This window comes from Pseudarthrobacter sp. NPDC092439, from assembly GCF_044754945.1.
Lineage (GTDB): Bacteria > Actinomycetota > Actinomycetes > Actinomycetales > Micrococcaceae > Arthrobacter.
In genome coordinates this window covers 425835-442611 of sequence record NZ_JBIVQB010000002.1, presented here as the reverse complement: position 1 = coordinate 442611, position 16777 = coordinate 425835, and the positions used below count along the sequence as shown (strand labels likewise).

Here is a 16777-nt window from a genome sequence, read left to right as displayed (position 1 = left end):
ACCGGCGCGGTCCATGCCGGCGTGCCGGGCCCGTCTAGGCGAAGGAGTCTTCCTTGGCGCGTGCCGCCGTCGGGGATTCCTTGTGCGCAAGCAGGCGTCCCAAGGGGTTGAACCCGGCGCCGGTTTCCCCGAAGGCGTAGGCGGTTTCGGCGTGTTCGGACAGGTCCACGCCGGCGGTCTCCGCCTCATGGCTGACCCGGAAGCCTATGGTCTTGTGGATCGCCTGGCCAATGAGCAGGGTGCCGATACCGGACAGCAGCACGGTGATGACCACGGCCGCGGTCTGGGCGATGAGCTGCTGGAAGCCGCCGCCGTAGAAAAGTCCGCCGCCCGCGCCGTCCACCGGCAGGGCGATGAAGCCGAGGGACAGGGTGCCGATGAGCCCGCCGCCAAGGTGCACGCCCACCACGTCCAGTGAGTCGTCCAGGCCGAAGCGGTACTTGAGGTCCACGAACCAGCAGCATGCCGCTCCCGCCACCAGGCCCAGGCCGACGGCGGCCACTGGGCTGATGTTGGCGCAGGAGGGGGTGATGGCCACCAGGCCGGCCACCACGCCGGACGCGGCACCCAGCGAGGTGGGGTGGCCGTGGCGGACCTTCTCGACAACCAGCCAGCTGAGCATGGCCGCCGCGGGGGTGACCAGGGTGTTCACCCAGATGAGGCCGGCCTGCTCCGCGGTGGTGGCGGCACCGCCGTTGAAGCCGAACCAGCCGAACCAGAGAATGGCGGCGCCGAGCATGATGAAGGGGAGGTTGTGCGGGCGGTGGTTGGGGTCCTTGGCGAAGCCGTGCCGCTGGCCCACGATCAGCGCGAGCACCAGCGCCGCGGTGCCGGAGCTGATCTCCACGACCGCGCCGCCGGCGAAATCGATCACCTGGCCGAACACGGCGGTCACCGCACCGTCCGGTCCCATGAGGCCGCCGCCCCAGATCATGAAGGCGAGCGGGCAGTACACCACGGTGATCCATGCGGGCACGAACATCGACCAGGCGCTGAACCTGGCCCGGTCAGCGATGGCGCCGCTGATCAGCGCAACGGTGATGATGGCGAAGGTGGCGCTGTAACCTGCCGTGATGAGGTCCGGGGAGCCCATCAGGTCCTGCAGGCCGAAGTGGGTGAACGGGTTTCCGAAGAGGCCCAGCACGCTGTCTCCGGTGGTCATGGAATAGCCCCAAAGAACCCAGACAACGCCCACGATCCCGGCTGAAATGAAGCTCATCATGATCATGTTGAGCGCGGCCTTGGCACGGGTCATGCCGCCGTAGAAGAGGCCAAGACCGGGGGTCATCAGCAGTACCATCGCGGCTGAAATCATCAGCCAGACGTGTTGGGCAGTGATCTCCACCGGCGGGTCCCTTCGCATATAAACGGCAAGCGGGGGAGCTGGCAGCACGCCCCGTGTTTCCCCCGCCGTCCATTTTTCGGGTTCCGTGTTTCCGGTAATCGAGCTTCAAGTTGCGCTCACGTTACACAAATCGCCGTTGCGTGAAGATCGCGTGTCGCCAATGTTTCGGAAATGTAAACGCGACCTACCCAAGGGCCCTGCAGCTAGAATCGGCGCGCGTTGGCCAGTACCGGCAGCTTTCGGCGGACCTGCGCCGCCTCTTCAGGATCGAGGTCGACGACGGCGAGTTCAGGCTCGGCGCCCAGCGTCACCAGGGGAACGCCCAGGGGAGTGATGACCGCACTGTGCCCGATACCGGTCGGAGCCGTCCCAGCCGCACCGGCCCCAACGCTCGCCGGATCGGCCTGGCCGCACGCGATCACGAACGTGGTGCTGTCCAGGGCGCGTGCCCGCACCAGGAGGTCCCACTGATCAGCCTTGCCTTCGCCGGCTCCCCACGACGCGCAGAGGATGTTGACCTGTGCCCCGGCGCTGGCGTTGGCCGTGAAGAGCCCGGGGAACCGGACGTCGTAGCAGGTTGCCAGGCCGAATACCGTTCCCTTGTACTCAAACGTCACCGGGGTTTCACCGGCGTCCACCGTTTCGGACTCGGTAAATCCGAACGCGTCAAAAAGGTGCACTTTGTCGTACGAGGCTTCCACGCCCGGGCCGGTCACCAGGAGCGTATTCCGCACCCGACCGTCCTTCCCGGGGGTGAACATCCCCGCCACCACCGCAAGGCCGTGCTCCCGCGCGATGTCCCGTACCGCCGTCGCCCACGGCCCGTCCAGCGGCTCGGCGACGCCGCGCAGGGAGTTTCCGAATGCCCGCATGGTGGCCTCGGGGAACACCACGAGTTCCGCCCCGGCTTCCTTGGCACGTGCGGTATGGTCCCGGATCAGTTCGAGGTTCGCGGCCGGGTCGGCGCTGCTGATGATCTGGGCGATTGCGATGCGCATGGAAGGGCCCCTGTTGTCGGCGTTTTTCTCTTTACGCTGTAGCCTACGGCCCGGTCCGCAAGACCGGGACCCGCGGCGCCTACTGCCGGTATCCCTCCACCTCGCTGACGGGTCGGGCCTCGGCGTCATTGGGGTCCTCGCCGGAGCGGATCTTGGCCCGGCGCTGCCGGAGAAGGTCCCAGCACTGGTCCAGGCTTTCCTCCACCTGCCGCAGGCGGGCGCGGTCCGGCGCCTGCCCGTCGGCCGGCTCGCGCAGGGAGTGCTCCTCATCCACAAGTGCTTGGATCCGCGTCAAAATGTCCTGGTCGTTCATGGCGTCTCCTTCGTCGCTGTCGGCGGGCGGGTGGCGTCCGCGTCCGGATTTTCCAGCGTACGGAGTCGCGGCTCCGGCCACCACCCCCGGAGGCCAACCCGCGCTGTACGATCTTCATCATGACCACCGTGCTCGATCTGGCAGGTCCAATCCTGGAAATGCTGACTTGGTTGTGCCTGCCCGCCGGGCTCGGACTCCTCTTTTACGCAGGTTTCCTGCGCCGCTTCGTGCACCCGTGGGAGGTTGCGGACGCTGTGGTCTATTCGGACGTGACGGGCGTCGGGTTCCGATGGGCAGACCGCCGGCACCAGGTCCATCACGCCCCTATGTCGCCGCACGACATCAAGGACATGGCCGTCGGCGACACGCTCCCCATCTACTACCACCCCAAGCGGCCCACCCAGTGGCGGATGGCCACGCCGGAGCAGCCGGGCCGGACGGCCGGGATCCTTGGCGCCTGGCTCACGGGCATAGGCGCCGTGGCGCAGGTGGCGGGTTTCCTGCTGCCGATGTTCTAGTTTCCGCCGCCGCGTTTGCTAACCAGCGAGGACGACGCCGATTCCCAGGATCCCCAGCGCCACCCCGGCAAAGGCGGTCCACAGCACCGCGGCAACGTCGGCCGCCACGCTTTCGGACGCTATTCCGTGCGACCGGTGGCTGTACCGCCGGCGCTGGGTGAGGTAGATGGCCAGTGCCGCGAACGCGGATACGGCGAACAAGAGCAGGATGGGCAGTCCGTGGGTGGGGAGCCAGCGGAGGAAGAAAGCGCTGACGGTGGCCAATGCCATCATGGTGCGGCCCCAGGCAAGGGTAGTCCGTTCCGGCTGGAGCCCGGGGTCACCGTGGGTGTGGGCAGGGCGGTAGCGGGCCATGGGATGTCAGCGCCAGAGGACAAAGACCAGCACGACGGCGGCCGCCAGCGCGCCTGCCGCGGCCAGCAGCGGCACGATGAGCGGCAGGGGAAGGGGCGCCTTGTTGCGCATGCTCTGTTCCACGCGGAGCCAGCGCACTGCGGAGCCGCCGCTGAGGAGCATGCCCAGCAGGAGCAGGAGGATCGCGAGGCCTTTCCGGAGGGGCTCCAGGAACAGGTCGCCCGTGAAGGCCTCGATGGCGATGCCACCGGCCAGCAGGGCCAGGGACGTCCGGATCCACGCGAGGAAGGTCCGTTCGTTGGCCAGGGTGAAGCGGGGGTCCGGTTCCTCGCCCCCCGGCAGCAGCCGCCGGGCGACTTTACCGCGCGACGGCGGAACGGGGGCGTGGGCGGGCGGCTCGCTGTTGGTCACGGTGCCAGTTTATCCACGGCGGTAACCTGCACCCGCCCCTGAACCGCGCTGCTTCTAACCGGCGCTCCGCGGCGCGAACATGATGATGGCAACGCCCAGGAGGCAGACGACGGAGCCGGCAACGTCCCAGCGGTCGGGCCGGAAACCGTCGAACACCATGCCCCAGGCCAACGACCCCGCTACGAAGACGCCGCCGTAGGCCGCGAGGATGCGGCCGAAGTGGGCATCCGGCTGGAGGGTGGCCACGAATCCGTAGGCTCCGAGGGCCAGGACGCCCAGTCCGGCCCACCACCAGTCCTTGCCTTCCCGTACCGACTGCCAGACCAGCCAGGCCCCGCCGATTTCAGCGGCGGCGGCCAGCGCGAACAGCAGGATGGTCTTGGACACGGTGAGAGCCTGGGCAGGGTTATCCACCCGGCCATCATCCCAGTTGGCCGGTCCGGTCCGGCGTCAGGCCCGGGGAATGCCCGCGCCTCCGGTCCCGTTGGGCCAGTTATGAAGAACGTTGGTTTCCTTTCCTTCGGCCACTGGGGTCCCGGCCAGGGCTCGCTCACCCGGACCGCGGGGGACGCGCTGCTGCAGGGAATTGAGCTGGCGGTTGCCGCCGAAGAGCTTGGCCTGGGCGGGGCGTACTTCCGGGTGCACCACTTTGCCCGCCAGCAGGCCGCGCCGTTCCCTCTGCTGGCGGCCATCGCGGCCCGGACCAGCCGGATCGAAATCGGCACGGGGGTGATTGATATGAGGTATGAGAATCCCTTGTATATGGCAGAGGAAGCGGCGGCCACCGACCTGATCAGCGGTGGCAGGCTTCAGCTCGGTATCAGCCGGGGCTCACCCGAACCGGCGCGGGAGGGAGCCTCCGCCTTCGGGTACCGGCCGTTGGCCGGGGAGACGGACGCGGACCTTGCCCGCAGGCATGCGGCCGAATTCCGGAATGCCGTCAGCGGCGCCGGTGTGGCCCGGCCGGACCCGCGGTATGCGGCCGCTTCTGCCGGTCTTTTGCCGGTCCAGCCGCAGTCGCCGGGCCTGGCGGAGCGGATCTGGTGGGGCGCCGGAACCCGGAACACTGCCGTATGGGCGGCGGAACAGGGAATGAACCTGATGAGCTCCACCCTCCTGACCGAGGACACCGGCGTCCCCTTCCACGAACTCCAGGCCGAGCAGATCCGGCTGTTCCGCGAGGCCTGGGCAGCCGCGGGCCACCGGCATGCCCCGCGGGTGTCCGTGAGCCGGAGCGTGCTGCCGATCGTGGACGACCAGGACCGGCGGTACTTCGGCGGGAGCGCCCTGCGCGACACCCGCGACCAGGTAGGGGTTATTGACGGCCTGACCGCCCGGTTCGGCAAAAGTTACGTCGGGGACCCGGAACTCCTGGCCGGACAGCTTGCCGCCGACGCGGCAGTGCAGGCGGCAGACACCCTGCTGGTCACAGTGCCAAACCAGCTGGGAGTGGACCTCAACACGAAGCTTTTAGGGAACATTATGGGTATACTAAGCATGCTTACGGAATACGAGGGGGAACCATCCGCCCGCGCCAGCCGTTATTCTTGAAGTGCGGCTTTGGGGGCTTAGCGCCACCATTTACAGCGTGACTGCGGAACGGTCATATGACGGAGAGAGAGAACCATGGCTCGCGCCGCTCTAGGCTTGATCGCATGATCCGGTTACGGCAACTGGCCCAGGCGGCCACTGTGCTCACCACGCCCCTGGCGCCGGAGGACATCCTTGCGCTGTTCAATCCGGTCTACTCCGCGCGACAGTTGCGCGGCGTCGTCACCCGCGTGGTGCAGGAAACCGCCCAGTCCGCGACCATCTTTTTCCGCCCCGGCCGCGGCTGGAAGGCTCACATGGCGGGGCAGTGGGCGCGCATCGGCGTCGAACTCGACGGCGTCCGCCACTGGCGGTCCTACTCCTTAAGCGCCCCGGCCGGCAAGGATCCGGCCATCACCGTCACGGACGTCGGCGCCGTCTCCGGCACCCTTGTCCGGACCACCAAACCGGGCGACGTGCTGTTCCTCGCCCCGCCGCAGGGCGACTTCGTGCTTCCCGAGCATCCCCGCCCGCTCCTGATGATTACCGCCGGCAGCGGCATCACTCCGGTGATGTCCATGATCCGCACGCTGGTGCCGCGGCGCCCGGATGCCGACGTCGTCCTGGTCCACTCAGCCCGCACCCCCGGTGACAGCCTCTTCCGGGAGGAACTGGCCGAGCTTGCGGACCAGTTCCCCAACTTCCGCCTGGCGCACTGGTTCACCGGCGAGCAGGGCCGGATGGACTTCTCCAACACCGACCAGCTGGACGAGATCTGCCCCGACTGGAAGGAACGTGCCGCGTACGCCTGCGGTCCGGACAGCTTCCTGGATGACGCCGAAGCCCTCTGGAACCGGGCGGCCCTCACCGCCGCGGCCCCCGGAACCGGTCTGGCGGTCCCCGGCGAACCGGGGAACCTCATGATCGAACGCTTCAACACAACTTTCGCCGCGGGCGTCGGGCACGACGGCGGCCTGGTCACCTTCGAGGCGTCTGACCGGGAAGTGGAGGCGGATGGCGACACCCCCCTTTTGGACGTCGGCGAGGACGCCGGGGTGCTGATGCCCAGCGGCTGCCGCATGGGTATCTGCCACAGCTGCCTCACGCCGTTGCTGGCCGGCCAGGTCCGCGACCTCCGTACCGGGGAAGTCCATGGCGACCCCGGCCAACTGATTCAAACGTGTGTCTCGGCAGCCGCCGGGCCCGTCAACCTCGAACTCTGAGGAGCATCAAGGTATGTCTGTAATCTCACCCGCCAAGCCCACCCCCGCCAAGGCCCGCCCCGGCAAGCTCGCCGAATCGGGCAGCCCCACGGTCCGTCCGCCCGCCGCTGCACACCTCACCGACGAGCAGGTAGCGGAGCTGGGCCGCGAGCTCGACGCCATCCGCGACGAGGTCCTGGCCAAGCGCGGAGCGGAGGACGCGGCCTACATCCGCCGCATGATCAAGATCCAGCGCGGCCTGGAGATCTCCGGCCGTGCCGCCCTGCTGGTCAGCAAGAACAAGGCCGCCTGGGTTACGGGAACCACGCTGCTTAGCCTGGCCAAGATCCTTGAAAACATGGAGCTCGGCCACAACATCCTGCACGGCCAGTGGGACTGGATGCGCGATCCGGATATCCACTCCACCACCTGGGAATGGGACTTCGTCACGCCGTCGCGGTCCTGGCAGCACACCCACAACGACCTCCACCACCGCTGGACCAACGTCCTGGGCAAGGACAACGACGTCGGATACAACCTCCTCCGAATGGACGAGGACCAGCCGTGGAAGCCGATCAACCTGGCCAACCCGCTGTTCAATGCCATCCTGGCGCCCGTCTTCGAATGGGGCATTGCCATCTACGACCTTGAACTTACCGAGTTCAAGGAAGGCAAGAAGTCGAAGGAAGCCCTGCTCAAGGACCTCCAGGCCCTCGGCCGCAAGGTGGTCACGCAGTTCACCAAGGACTACGCGGCCACGCCCGCCGTCGCCATGCTCACCGGCTCCGGCAAGCAGGCGCTCTTCGGCACCATCACCGCCAACGCCGTCCGAAACGTCTGGGCGCACGCCGTGATTTTCTGCGGCCACTTCCCGGAGGGCACTGACACCTTCACCGAAGAAATGGTGGAGGGCGAAACCCGCGGCGACTGGTACATCCGGCAGATGATCGGCTCCGCCAACATCTCCGGTTCCAAGTTCATGCACCTGATGACCGGCAACCTGTCGCACCAGATCGAGCACCATCTGTTCCCCGACCTGCCTTCCAACCGCTACGCCGAGGTGGCACCCAGGGTCCGCGAGATCTGCCAGCGGTACGGACTGAAGTACACCACCGGTCCGCTGTTGAAGCAGGTTGGCTCCTCCTGGGCCAAGGTGTTCAAGCTCGCGCTTCCCGGGAAGGCCGCGAAAGCCTGACCCCGGGCGCCGATACCAGTCGAGAAAGGACCGAAGCGATGGCATACATCACCGTAGGAACTGAAAACAGCACTGACATCGAGCTCTATTACGAGGACCACGGCACCGGCCAGCCGGTGGTTCTGATCCATGGCTACCCGTTGGACGGCTCGTCCTGGGAGAAGCAGTCCGCTGCCCTCCTGGCGGCCGGCTACCGGGTAATCACGTACGACCGCCGGGGTTTCGGCAAGTCCAGCAAGCCGGCCGTGGGCTACGACTACGACACCTTTGCCGCGGACCTCAAGGTCCTGCTGGACACCCTGGACCTTAGCGACGCTGTCCTGGTGGGCTTCTCCATGGGAACCGGGGAGGTTGCCCGCTACCTCTCCACCTACGGTTCGGCCCGGGTGGCCCGCGCCGCGTTCCTTGGTTCGCTGGAGCCGTTCCTGCTCCAGGCCGATGACAACCCGCAAGGTGTTCCGCAGGAGGTTTTCGACGGGCTCATGAAGGCCGTCACGGCGGACCGCTACGCGTTCTTCACGGAGTTCTTCAGGAATTTCTACAATTCGGACACGTTCCTTGGTACCCCGCGGCTCAGCCAGGAGGCGGTCAACGCCAGTTGGAACCTGGCTGCTTCGTCCGGCGCCACGGCGTCCGTGGCCGCCCAGCCCACCTGGCTGACGGACTTCCGGCAGGACATCCCCAAGATTGATGTTCCTGCCCTGATCCTGCATGGCACCGCGGACAACATCCTGCCCATCGAGGCGACGGGGCGGCTTTTCGCCGAGGCGTTGCCCTCGGCGGAGTACGTGGAGATCGAGGGAGCGCCGCACGGGCTACTCTGGACGCACGCCGCCGAGGTGAACGAAGCGCTGCTCGCTTTCCTCCGCACGTAGCGTCCGCCGGAACTGAGCTCGGCCGGGCATCCTGCTGGTCTTCCCGGATGCCGGCCCGCACCCGCTACCCGTCGTAGTGGGTGCGGGCCGGACCATGGCCTAACGAGTTGACGACGGCCGCTGCCACGTCATGGAGCTTGGAATTCCGGGTGCTGGACGCCGTCTTCAGGATGCCGAAGGCATCGCGCTGGCTGCAGCGGTTCTGGGCCATGATGATGCCCACCGCCATGTCGATCACCGTGCGGGTCTCCAGGGTGGCCCGGAGGTTGGCAGCCGCCTCACTGTACTGGGCAAACCGGACGGCCAGGCGGAGCGCGTGGGAGGCCTGGGCCACGAAATCCTGGGCAGTAACCAGGACGCGGGCGGCGAAGCGGTGCGGGCGGCGCGCATACAACAACAGGGCGGCTTTGGACTCGCCCTCCGGTTCGAAGGGGATCGCCACCACGGAGTGGACGCCCTGCGCCTGGACAGCCTCGGCGTAATCCGGCCATCCGGCGGCCTGTGCCAGGTCCGGGATATGGATTGTTTCACGGGAGTCGGCAGCCGCCATGCCGGGCGTCTGGCTGAATTGGCATTCAAGCTCACCCACGGCCTTGGCTTCCGGGCTGCTGCTGGCAACCATGGCGGCCTTTCGCTCGCGCAGCAGGGTGATGGCACAGAGCAGCTCGTCACCCTGCGCCGCCAGGTTGCGGGCGGACACCTGCGCGAGTTCGTTAAGGAAGTCCTCAACGTCAGAGCTGTTGAGGACCAGTTCGTTCAGGTTTTCGGTGATGCTGGTTTCGGTTCTTGCTGTTGACTCGCTGGCCACGATTATTAGTGCCATTCGCTCAGGTCAAAACGAGCCAGCAACACACAGTCGTCCCGCCGTACGGCGGGCATGCGGTGGAGGTCGCTGGATTGACGCGCTTTCCAACGGCCTGCTGCTAAACCGATATGCAGAAGTATATACATCCCCGGGAGTACGCCGGTGTCATCATGACGAGTCCTTCCTGGGCCGCGCCGCGCCCCCGGGAGGTAGTCTCGGTGTACGCGGACGGTGCCTGCCGCCGTCGTAATTCCTTGCCGGTTCCGCCTGCGCGGAACCGGCCGCACGCCCGAACGGAAGGAAACCGATGAAGATCGCAGTTACCGGAGGCAGTGGAAAGCTCGGGCGGCACGTGGTGCGTCGGCTGACCGAAGACAGGCACCAGGTCCTCAACCTGGACCGTGCCGGCAGCAGGAGCCCGGGCCTGGTTGTGGTGGACCTCCGCGACTACGGCCAAGTGGTGGACGCGCTGCTGGGCGTGGATGACCGGCATGCCGGGTTCGACGCCGTGGTGCACCTGGGTGCGATTCCGGCACCGGGCCTCCTCCCGGACGCGGCGACGTTCGAGAACAACATGCTGTCCACCTACAACGTGTTTCAGGCGGCGCGCCGGGCAGGGATCAAGAAGGTGGTGTACGCCTCCAGCGAGACGGTTCTGGGACTGCCGTTCGACGTCGATCCTCCCTACATTCCAGTGGACGAGGAATACCCGGCCCGTCCCGAAAGCACCTATTCGCTGGTGAAGCACCTCGAGGAACAGATGGCGGCGGAGATGACGCGCTGGGATCCGGAGCTGAGTATTGTGGCCCTCCGGTTCTCCAACGTCATGGACGTTGAGGATTACAGGGAATTTCCGTCCTTCGACGCGGATCCGATGCTCCGGAAGTGGAACCTCTGGGGCTATATAGACGGCCGGGACGGGGCGCAGGCCGTGGCCCGGGCACTGGAAAACGGAAAGCCCGGGTTTGAGGCTTTTATCATCGCAAACGCGGACACTGTGATGAGCCGCTCCAGCGCCGGACTCGCGGCGGAGGTGTTCCCCGCAGTGAACGTCACCCGCGAACTCGGCGAGCACGAGACCCTGCTGGGCATCGACAAGGCCCGGCGGCTGCTGGGCTTCGAGCCGCAGCACTCGTGGCGGGATCACCAGGGCTAGCGCAGCCGGCGCAGCTGGTGCCAAGGGTTGGCACAGGATCGTGCAAGGACCGGGTCCGGGCGGGCGGGCTGTTCCTATCCTTTTTGTAGCGGGTTAAGCCCCGCCTCTCCAGCCAACGCCAACCCAAGGATCCTCCGATTCGCACTTTCTCCTTTGCCCGCACGGCCCTTGCCGCGGTCCTGCCGGCCCTTGCGCTTGCCACCGTTTCAGTGCCGGCCCAGGCGGCTCCCGCAGCCGATTACGCCGCTGCCGGCCGCTACATTGTCCAGTACGCCGCCGGAGCCAACGTGGCCGCCGAGGCCGCCGGACTCAAGGCGCAGGGGCTTGCGGTGGGGCGGACCTTCACCCACGCATTCCGTGGCGCCGTGGTGACCGCGACGCCGGCGCAGGCGGCTGCCCTGGCGCGCTCAGGCCGGGTGTTGTCCCTGGAGGCGGACGCTCCGGCGAGCATCACCGAAACCCAGCAGCCGGCCCCGTGGGGCCTTGACCGGCTGGACCAGCGGGCGCTTCCACTCTCGGGCGCCTACACCTGGACCGCTTCCGGCTCCGGGGTGAAGGCATACGTCGTGGACACCGGCGTCCTGGCGTCCCACGCGGATTTCGGAGGCCGGGTGGCTGCCGGCTGGAGCGCAGTAACGGACGGGCGCGGGTCCGGCGACTGCAACGGCCACGGCACGCACGTTGCGGGCACGGTGGCGGGCGCAACCTACGGCGTCGCGAAGGCCGCAACGGTGGTTCCCGTCCGCGTGCTGGACTGCAACGGGTCCGGCTACAATTCGGACGTGGTGGCCGGCCTCGACTGGGTGGCGGCCAACCACGCCGCGGGCGAGCCCGCGGTTGCCAACCTCAGCCTGGGCGGCGGAGCCAGCACGGCCGTGGACTCGGCCATCCAGGGGGTTATCAATGACGGGGTGACGGCCGTTGTGGCTGCCGGCAACTCTGCCGTCGATGCCTGCGGCAGTTCCCCCGCACGGGTTCCCGCAGCAGTTACCGTCGCCGCCAGCGACTCCGCCGACAGGCAGGCGTCCTTCTCCAACTACGGTTCCTGCGTTGACCTGTACGCGCCGGGCGTTGCCATCACCTCGGCGTACTACACCTCCGCCACCGCCACGGCCTCCATGTCCGGGACCTCCATGGCCGCACCGCACGCGGCCGGCGCAGCCGCGGTGCTCCTCTCGCAGAACGCTGCGCTTACTCCCGCCCAGGTGGCCGGATCACTGGCTGCCAACGCCACGGCGGGAGTCATCGCGGGCGGCAGCACCGGCACGCCGAACCGACTCCTGTATTCGCCCGCGGCGCAGGCGGCGCCCGACGCTCCTGTTGCATCCGCGCCCACCGTCACGGCCGCTGCGCCAGCCGCCAAGGCCACCGCAGTGGCTGTGGGCACCAACGTCACGGCAACCTTCAGCACGGGGGTGCAGGGCGTCGGCGCCTCGACCTTCGTGCTCAAGAACGCGGCCGGGACCGCGGTGCCGGCCGCGGTTTCCTACAATTCGACGACGCGTACGGCGACCTTGGACCCCACGTCCGGCCTGGCCGCCGACACCACGTACACCGCCACGCTGGTGGGCGGTACGGCGGCCATCCGGGACACCGCGGGCACGCCGCTGGTCACCACCAGCTGGACGTTCCTGACCGGCTCTGCCCCGGCGGTGACGGGCTTTGCGCCCGGCAGCAACGCACTCCTGGTCAAGCGTGGCAGCAACGTCACGGTGACATTCAGCGAAGCAGTCCAGGGCGTTGGGACAAGCACCTTCACCCTGAAAAACGCCTCCACCGGCGCCGTGGTCTATGCCCGCGTATTCCGCAACGGGACCACCAACCAGTGGATCCTGGACCCAAGCCTGGCACTGGCCAGGAAGACGAAGTACACGGTGACGGTCACCGGCGGCACGGCCGGAGTCCGCGACCTGGCAGGAAACGCGCTTGCCTCAAAAACCTGGCAGTTCACCACGGGCTCGTTCTAAGCGGGAAGCGGGCCGTCCTGATGGTGGCTTGACCAGATATGCCCCATCTCCTCGGTGGACTGCTCAACAATCCGGGACATGGCGGCGTGGGCCGCGGCGGCCTCGCCGCGCTGGATGGCACTGGCGACATCGACGTGCAGCTGCAGGGCCTCGTGCTGGGGCAGGTGCGGCATCAGCCCATGCTGGGTGCGCCCGGTCAGGACCTCCGCCACCAGGTTCTGCAGCTGCGAAAACATCGCGTTGCCTGAGGCGTTGAGGACGGCCGCGTGGAACTCCACGTCCAGCCGGAGGAATTCATCCTGGTTGCCGCTCTGGCCCGCCGCCCAGAGCCGTGCGGCGAGCGAGACCAGCTGGCTGCCCCCGTCCCAGGACACGCGACCCGCCGCGAGCCGGGCTGCCTGCGGCTCGATCGCCCCGCGGAGCTCGTTCAGCGCCTGCAATTGTTCCAGCCGCCGGGATGACGCCAGGCGCCAGCGTATGACTTCCGGGTCGTAGAGGTTCCAGGCTTCTTCGGGTTGTACCACGGTGCCAAACCGGCGCCGGGACGCCAGCAGCCCTTTGGAGGAGAGTACCCTGGCAGCCTCGCGGACCACCGAGCGGGAGACCTTATGCTCCGCTTCCAGCTCGTCCAGCCGCACGATGGAATGCGGCGCAAGACGCCCGTCGGCGATAGCAAGCCCCAAGCTGTGCACGAGGGACGCATGCAGGTCCTGAGGTGACTCCGCCCTTGGGGTTTTCATAACTAAATCATACTGTCCAACCCCCAAGGGGTTGTTTAAGTCTGCCTTATTTCCATATGATCTCTCCCAGAGCAGATGTAAAGACGCATTTGTACGCGGCTGGGTTCCCAGCCACTTGGAAAAGGGAGTCGTAATGAAGCGACGTTCGATCGTGAAGTACGCGGCTGTCGCCGCTGCACTGTCACTGGGGGTGACCGCCTGCGGATCAGGAGGCGGGAGCGACGATGCCAAGGAATCAGGCGTAGTCCGGGTAACGCTGGCGAACCACGTCTGGACCGAAGGAATCAAGACGGCAATTCCGGAATTCGAGAAGTCCACCGGCCTTAAGGTGGAGCTGACCCAGTTGGGTGAGGACCAGCTCTCCGACCAGTACAACGTCAAACTCAACGCAGGCAGCGATGAGATCGACGTCATGATGTACCGCCCCTTGCAGGAGGGAAAGCTGTTCGCGAAGAACGGCTACCTCGCAGACCTGACGGACAAAGTATCCGACGACTCGGACTGGGACTGGAAGGATTACCAGGAAGGCCCGGTCAACGCCACGACGGTCGACGGCAAAGTGGTGGGCGTTCCGATCATCACCGAACGGGAAGTCCTCTACTACCGCAAGGACCTCCTGAAGGCGGCGGGAATCGAAGTCCCCAAAACCATGGAAGAGCTCCAGGCCGCGGCGAAGGCCATCAAGGCCGCAAACCCCGGCACCGCCGGCTTCGTGGCCCGCACCGGCAAGTCGGCCGCCGTGACCCAGTTCTCCAGCTTCCTCTACAGCTTCGGCGGCGACTTCACCGACGGTGACGGCAAGGCCGCCGTCAACTCGGACGCTGCGAAGAAGGCCTACGCGTTCTATGGCGGCCTCATCAAGAACTTCGGTCCGGCCAACGTCAGCACGGACATGAGCTGGCCGGAGGCAATGGCCATCTTCACCCAAGGCAAGGCTGCTTTCTACACGGAGGCGGACTCGCTCTACAAGAACGCCACGGATCCTGCCAAGTCCAAGGTGTCCGACAAGGTTGGCTTCGCGCCGTTGCCGGCAGGTCCCGCAGGCTCCAAGCCGTACAACGTCCCGTCCTGGGGCCTGGCAGTCAACGAGGCGTCGGCCAACCAGGACAACGCCTGGAAGTTCATCCAGTGGGCCACCAGCAAGGAGCGTACCCTGGCTGCGCAGAAGGCCGGCGTTCCCGGGCCACGTGCTTCGGTCTGGGCCAACCCCGAGGGAACCGCCACTTACCCGAAGGATCTTGCCGATGCGATCGCCGTGAGCGCCGAGAACGGCGTGGGGCATGACCGTCCCCAGGTGGTTACCGTGGGCAAGGCCCGCGAAATCGTGGGCGGCCCGATCGTTGCCAGCATCACCGGTGCTGACGCTGCGGCAGCCGCAGACTCGGCCCAGGAAGCCTTCCAGAAGTTCCTGGACAGCGAAAAGAAGTAACGCGCCCGGGTCCATCGGCCCATGCGCCCCTGCACGGCGGGACGGCAGCCCTGATGCCGTCCCGCCGTGCCCGCAACCCCCAAACTTTTAGGCGAACCATGTCTGTAACGAACGCTCCGCGGAGCGCTCCCGCCCGTAGTGCCGGCCGGCCGCCCAGCCCCCAAGGAAGCTTTTCCGCCTGGGCCAACCGTCACCGCAAGTGGCTCTTTGCCGCCCCGGCGATGATTTTCGTCGGCGTCCTGATTGTCTTCCCGCTCGCGTGGACGCTGTACCTTAGCCTCACGGATTCACAGGGCTCTGTCCGGGCCGCCACCGATTTTATCGGCCTCCAGAACTACCTCACTGTCCTCTCTGACACCGACCGCTTCTGGCCAGCCGTCGGCCGGACCCTGTCCTTTACAGGGGTGGCGCTGCTGTGCGAAGTGGTTCTCGGCATGGGAATCGCCTTGCTTCTGTGGCGACCCTTCCGCGGCGAGAAGTGGGTCCGCGTCGCCATCCTCCTTCCGCTCGTGGCCACCCCGGTGGCCGTCGGCATGATGTGGCGCCTCATCTTCGACCCGAACATCGGCTTTGCCAATCAGCTCCTGGGCATGTTCGGCATTCCGCCCCAGCCCTGGCTTTCGGGGCAGGACACCGCACTTGGCACCACTATCTTCATGGACGTGTGGCAGTGGACGCCCATGGTCGTCCTGATCCTGCTTGCCGGTCTGACTTCGCTATCGGATGAACCTGACGAAGCCGCCAGGGTGGACGGCGCGAATGCCTTCCAGCGGTTCTTCTACATCACGCTGCCCCTCATGATGCCCACGGTGATCGTTGCGATCCTGCTCCGCGGCATCGACGCCCTCAAGACCTTCGACATCCTCTACGCCACTAAGGGCAAGGGCGGAGGGTCCTTCCACGAGGTTGAGACCTTGAACGTCTACGCCTACGGCCTGAGCTTTGATTACAACCAGTACGGGCTCTCCTCGGCGGTGCTGATCCTGTTCTTCATGATCATCATCGGATCCATGTGGCTGCTGACCATGCGCAAGAAAGCGGTAACCAAATGACCGTCGTGACCCAGAACCCGGCGCCAGCCGAAGCAACCCGGGCGATCCGCCGCCGTCGGAAGCCCTTGGCCACGCGGGCCTACAAGGTATTCCGCGTCGCCGCGCTGGTGGCCGTGGTGCTGTTCCTGATCGCGCCACTGTTCTGGATGCTCCTGGCGTCCTTCAAAACCAACGTGGACATCTACGACACCGGCAAGGCCCTGTTCTTCTCTCCGACGGGCGAGAACTACGCCAATGTGCTTCAGCGGAACAACTACTTCGTCTTCATCTTCAACAGCTTCTGGGTAGCGTTCGTCTCCACGGCACTGTCCATCGTGCTGGGCGTGCCGGCTGCCTACGCCATGAGCCGTTTCACGATGCACCGTTCCGCACTGGTGGTTCTCATGGCACGGGTCATCCCCGGTGTTTCCCTTCTGGTGCCGTGGTATTACGTGTTCTCCAACCTGAGGATGGTGGGACGCTTCGAGGTGCTGATCCTGAGCCACATGTTCGTGGCACTGCCGTTGATCGTCTACATCATGATGAGTTACTTCGACTCGCTGCCGCTGGAATTGGAGGAATCGGCGCAGGTGGACGGGCTCACCCCCATCGGGGCGTTCCGGCGCATCACCCTGCCGCTATCGGTGGCAGGCATAGCCACGGCAGGCATCCTGTCGTTCATCTTTTCCTGGAACAACTTCATGTTCGCCCTGGTGCTCTCCGGATCCAGGACCAAGACGCTGCCGGTGGCCATCTTCGACTTCGTTTCCTACGCCAGCATCGACTGGGGCGGCCTGATGGCCGCGGCCACCGTGGTGACGATTCCGATCATGATCATTGCCCTCTTCACGCAGAAGTACATCGTGTCAGGTCTCACCGCCGGCGCTACCAAGGGCTAGGGCGGATAA

At 66.4% G+C, this 16777-nt stretch carries 18 protein-coding genes; 10 read left to right on the top strand and 8 right to left on the bottom strand.

Going from position 1 to position 16777, the window contains the following annotated elements:
• Window positions 1–34: 34 nt before the first annotated feature.
• The 3 genes from ACIQCM_RS06950 to ACIQCM_RS06940 form a co-directional block, all read right to left on the bottom strand.
• Complete coding sequence (locus tag ACIQCM_RS06950) at window positions 35–1345, bottom strand: ammonium transporter (RefSeq protein ID WP_400605033.1); 1311 nt, start codon at window positions 1343–1345, stop codon at window positions 35–37.
• A 203-nt stretch (window positions 1346–1548) separates the two neighbouring features.
• Window positions 1549–2343: a carbon-nitrogen hydrolase family protein gene (locus ACIQCM_RS06945; protein ID WP_400605031.1), complete on the bottom strand. Its 795-nt coding sequence runs from the start codon at window positions 2341–2343 to the stop codon at window positions 1549–1551.
• A gap of 79 nt (window positions 2344–2422) precedes the next feature.
• Window positions 2423–2656, bottom strand: coding sequence for a DUF2630 family protein (locus tag ACIQCM_RS06940; RefSeq protein WP_400605029.1), 234 nt, complete (start codon window positions 2654–2656; stop codon window positions 2423–2425).
• A 119-nt stretch (window positions 2657–2775) separates the two neighbouring features.
• On the opposite strand from ACIQCM_RS06940, the gene ACIQCM_RS06935 reads away from it, so the two are divergent.
• Window positions 2776–3174: a hypothetical protein gene (locus tag ACIQCM_RS06935; RefSeq protein WP_400605028.1), complete on the top strand. Its 399-nt coding sequence runs from the start codon at window positions 2776–2778 to the stop codon at window positions 3172–3174.
• A gap of 18 nt (window positions 3175–3192) precedes the next feature.
• On the opposite strand, the gene ACIQCM_RS06930 is transcribed toward ACIQCM_RS06935, so the two are convergent.
• From ACIQCM_RS06930 to ACIQCM_RS06920, 3 genes are read right to left on the bottom strand one after another with little or no spacing between them, the layout of a single operon-like run.
• Window positions 3193–3528, bottom strand: coding sequence for a DUF202 domain-containing protein (locus tag ACIQCM_RS06930; RefSeq protein WP_400605027.1), 336 nt, complete (start codon window positions 3526–3528; stop codon window positions 3193–3195).
• A gap of 6 nt (window positions 3529–3534) precedes the next feature.
• Window positions 3535–3939 (bottom strand): YidH family protein, encoded by a 405-nt coding sequence (locus ACIQCM_RS06925; RefSeq protein ID WP_400605025.1) that lies wholly within the window; start codon window positions 3937–3939, stop codon window positions 3535–3537.
• A gap of 54 nt (window positions 3940–3993) precedes the next feature.
• On the bottom strand, window positions 3994–4326 hold the full coding sequence (locus ACIQCM_RS06920; protein WP_400605460.1) for a YnfA family protein: 333 nt from the start codon (window positions 4324–4326) through the stop codon (window positions 3994–3996).
• Between the two features lie 108 nt (window positions 4327–4434).
• On the opposite strand from ACIQCM_RS06920, the gene ACIQCM_RS06915 reads away from it, so the two are divergent.
• The 4 genes from ACIQCM_RS06915 (at window position 4435) to ACIQCM_RS06900 (ending at window position 8741) form a co-directional block, all read left to right on the top strand.
• Entirely contained in the window at window positions 4435–5490 is a 1056-nt protein-coding gene (locus ACIQCM_RS06915) for an LLM class flavin-dependent oxidoreductase (RefSeq protein ID WP_400605023.1), read from the top strand.
• Window positions 5491–5594: 104 nt separating this feature from the next.
• Window positions 5595–6692, top strand: a complete 1098-nt coding sequence (locus tag ACIQCM_RS06910) for a ferredoxin reductase (protein WP_400605022.1) — start codon at window positions 5595–5597, stop codon at window positions 6690–6692.
• A gap of 13 nt (window positions 6693–6705) precedes the next feature.
• Window positions 6706–7866, top strand: a complete 1161-nt coding sequence (locus tag ACIQCM_RS06905) for a fatty acid desaturase family protein (protein ID WP_400605020.1) — start codon at window positions 6706–6708, stop codon at window positions 7864–7866.
• A gap of 38 nt (window positions 7867–7904) precedes the next feature.
• Window positions 7905–8741 (top strand): alpha/beta fold hydrolase, encoded by an 837-nt coding sequence (locus tag ACIQCM_RS06900; protein WP_400605018.1) that lies wholly within the window; start codon window positions 7905–7907, stop codon window positions 8739–8741.
• 64 nt (window positions 8742–8805) lie between these two features.
• Here the strand turns inward: ACIQCM_RS06900 and ACIQCM_RS06895 are convergent, their stop codons facing one another.
• The gene (locus ACIQCM_RS06895) at window positions 8806–9549 is read right to left on the bottom strand and encodes an ANTAR domain-containing protein (RefSeq protein WP_400605458.1); all 744 of its coding nucleotides are present in this window, start codon (window positions 9547–9549) and stop codon (window positions 8806–8808) included.
• A gap of 304 nt (window positions 9550–9853) precedes the next feature.
• Between ACIQCM_RS06895 and ACIQCM_RS06890 the strand changes: the two genes are divergently transcribed.
• Window positions 9854–10702, top strand: coding sequence for an NAD-dependent epimerase/dehydratase family protein (locus ACIQCM_RS06890; RefSeq protein WP_400605017.1), 849 nt, complete (start codon window positions 9854–9856; stop codon window positions 10700–10702).
• Between the two features lie 209 nt (window positions 10703–10911).
• Window positions 10912–12669 (top strand): S8 family serine peptidase, encoded by a 1758-nt coding sequence (locus ACIQCM_RS06885; protein ID WP_400605015.1) that lies wholly within the window; start codon window positions 10912–10914, stop codon window positions 12667–12669.
• Here ACIQCM_RS06885 and ACIQCM_RS06880 read toward each other — a convergent pair.
• Window positions 12666–13409 carry a FadR/GntR family transcriptional regulator gene (locus tag ACIQCM_RS06880; RefSeq protein ID WP_400605013.1) on the bottom strand — a complete coding sequence of 248 codons (744 nt, stop codon included), beginning with the start codon at window positions 13407–13409 and terminating at the stop codon, window positions 12666–12668. The two genes, ACIQCM_RS06885 and ACIQCM_RS06880, sit on opposite strands and share 4 nt — an antisense overlap.
• Before the next feature lie 133 nt (window positions 13410–13542).
• Here ACIQCM_RS06880 and ACIQCM_RS06875 point away from each other — a divergent pair, with 133 nt between their 5' ends.
• The 3 genes from ACIQCM_RS06875 (at window position 13543) to ACIQCM_RS06865 (ending at window position 16768) form a co-directional block, all read left to right on the top strand.
• Window positions 13543–14838, top strand: a complete 1296-nt coding sequence (locus ACIQCM_RS06875; protein WP_400605011.1) for an ABC transporter substrate-binding protein — start codon at window positions 13543–13545, stop codon at window positions 14836–14838.
• A 98-nt stretch (window positions 14839–14936) separates the two neighbouring features.
• Window positions 14937–15890 (top strand): carbohydrate ABC transporter permease, encoded by a 954-nt coding sequence (locus tag ACIQCM_RS06870; protein ID WP_400605009.1) that lies wholly within the window; start codon window positions 14937–14939, stop codon window positions 15888–15890.
• On the top strand, window positions 15887–16768 hold the full coding sequence (locus ACIQCM_RS06865; protein ID WP_400605007.1) for a carbohydrate ABC transporter permease: 882 nt from the start codon (window positions 15887–15889) through the stop codon (window positions 16766–16768). The genes ACIQCM_RS06870 and ACIQCM_RS06865 overlap by 4 nt, the downstream gene beginning before the upstream one ends.
• Window positions 16769–16777: the final 9 nt, after the last annotated feature.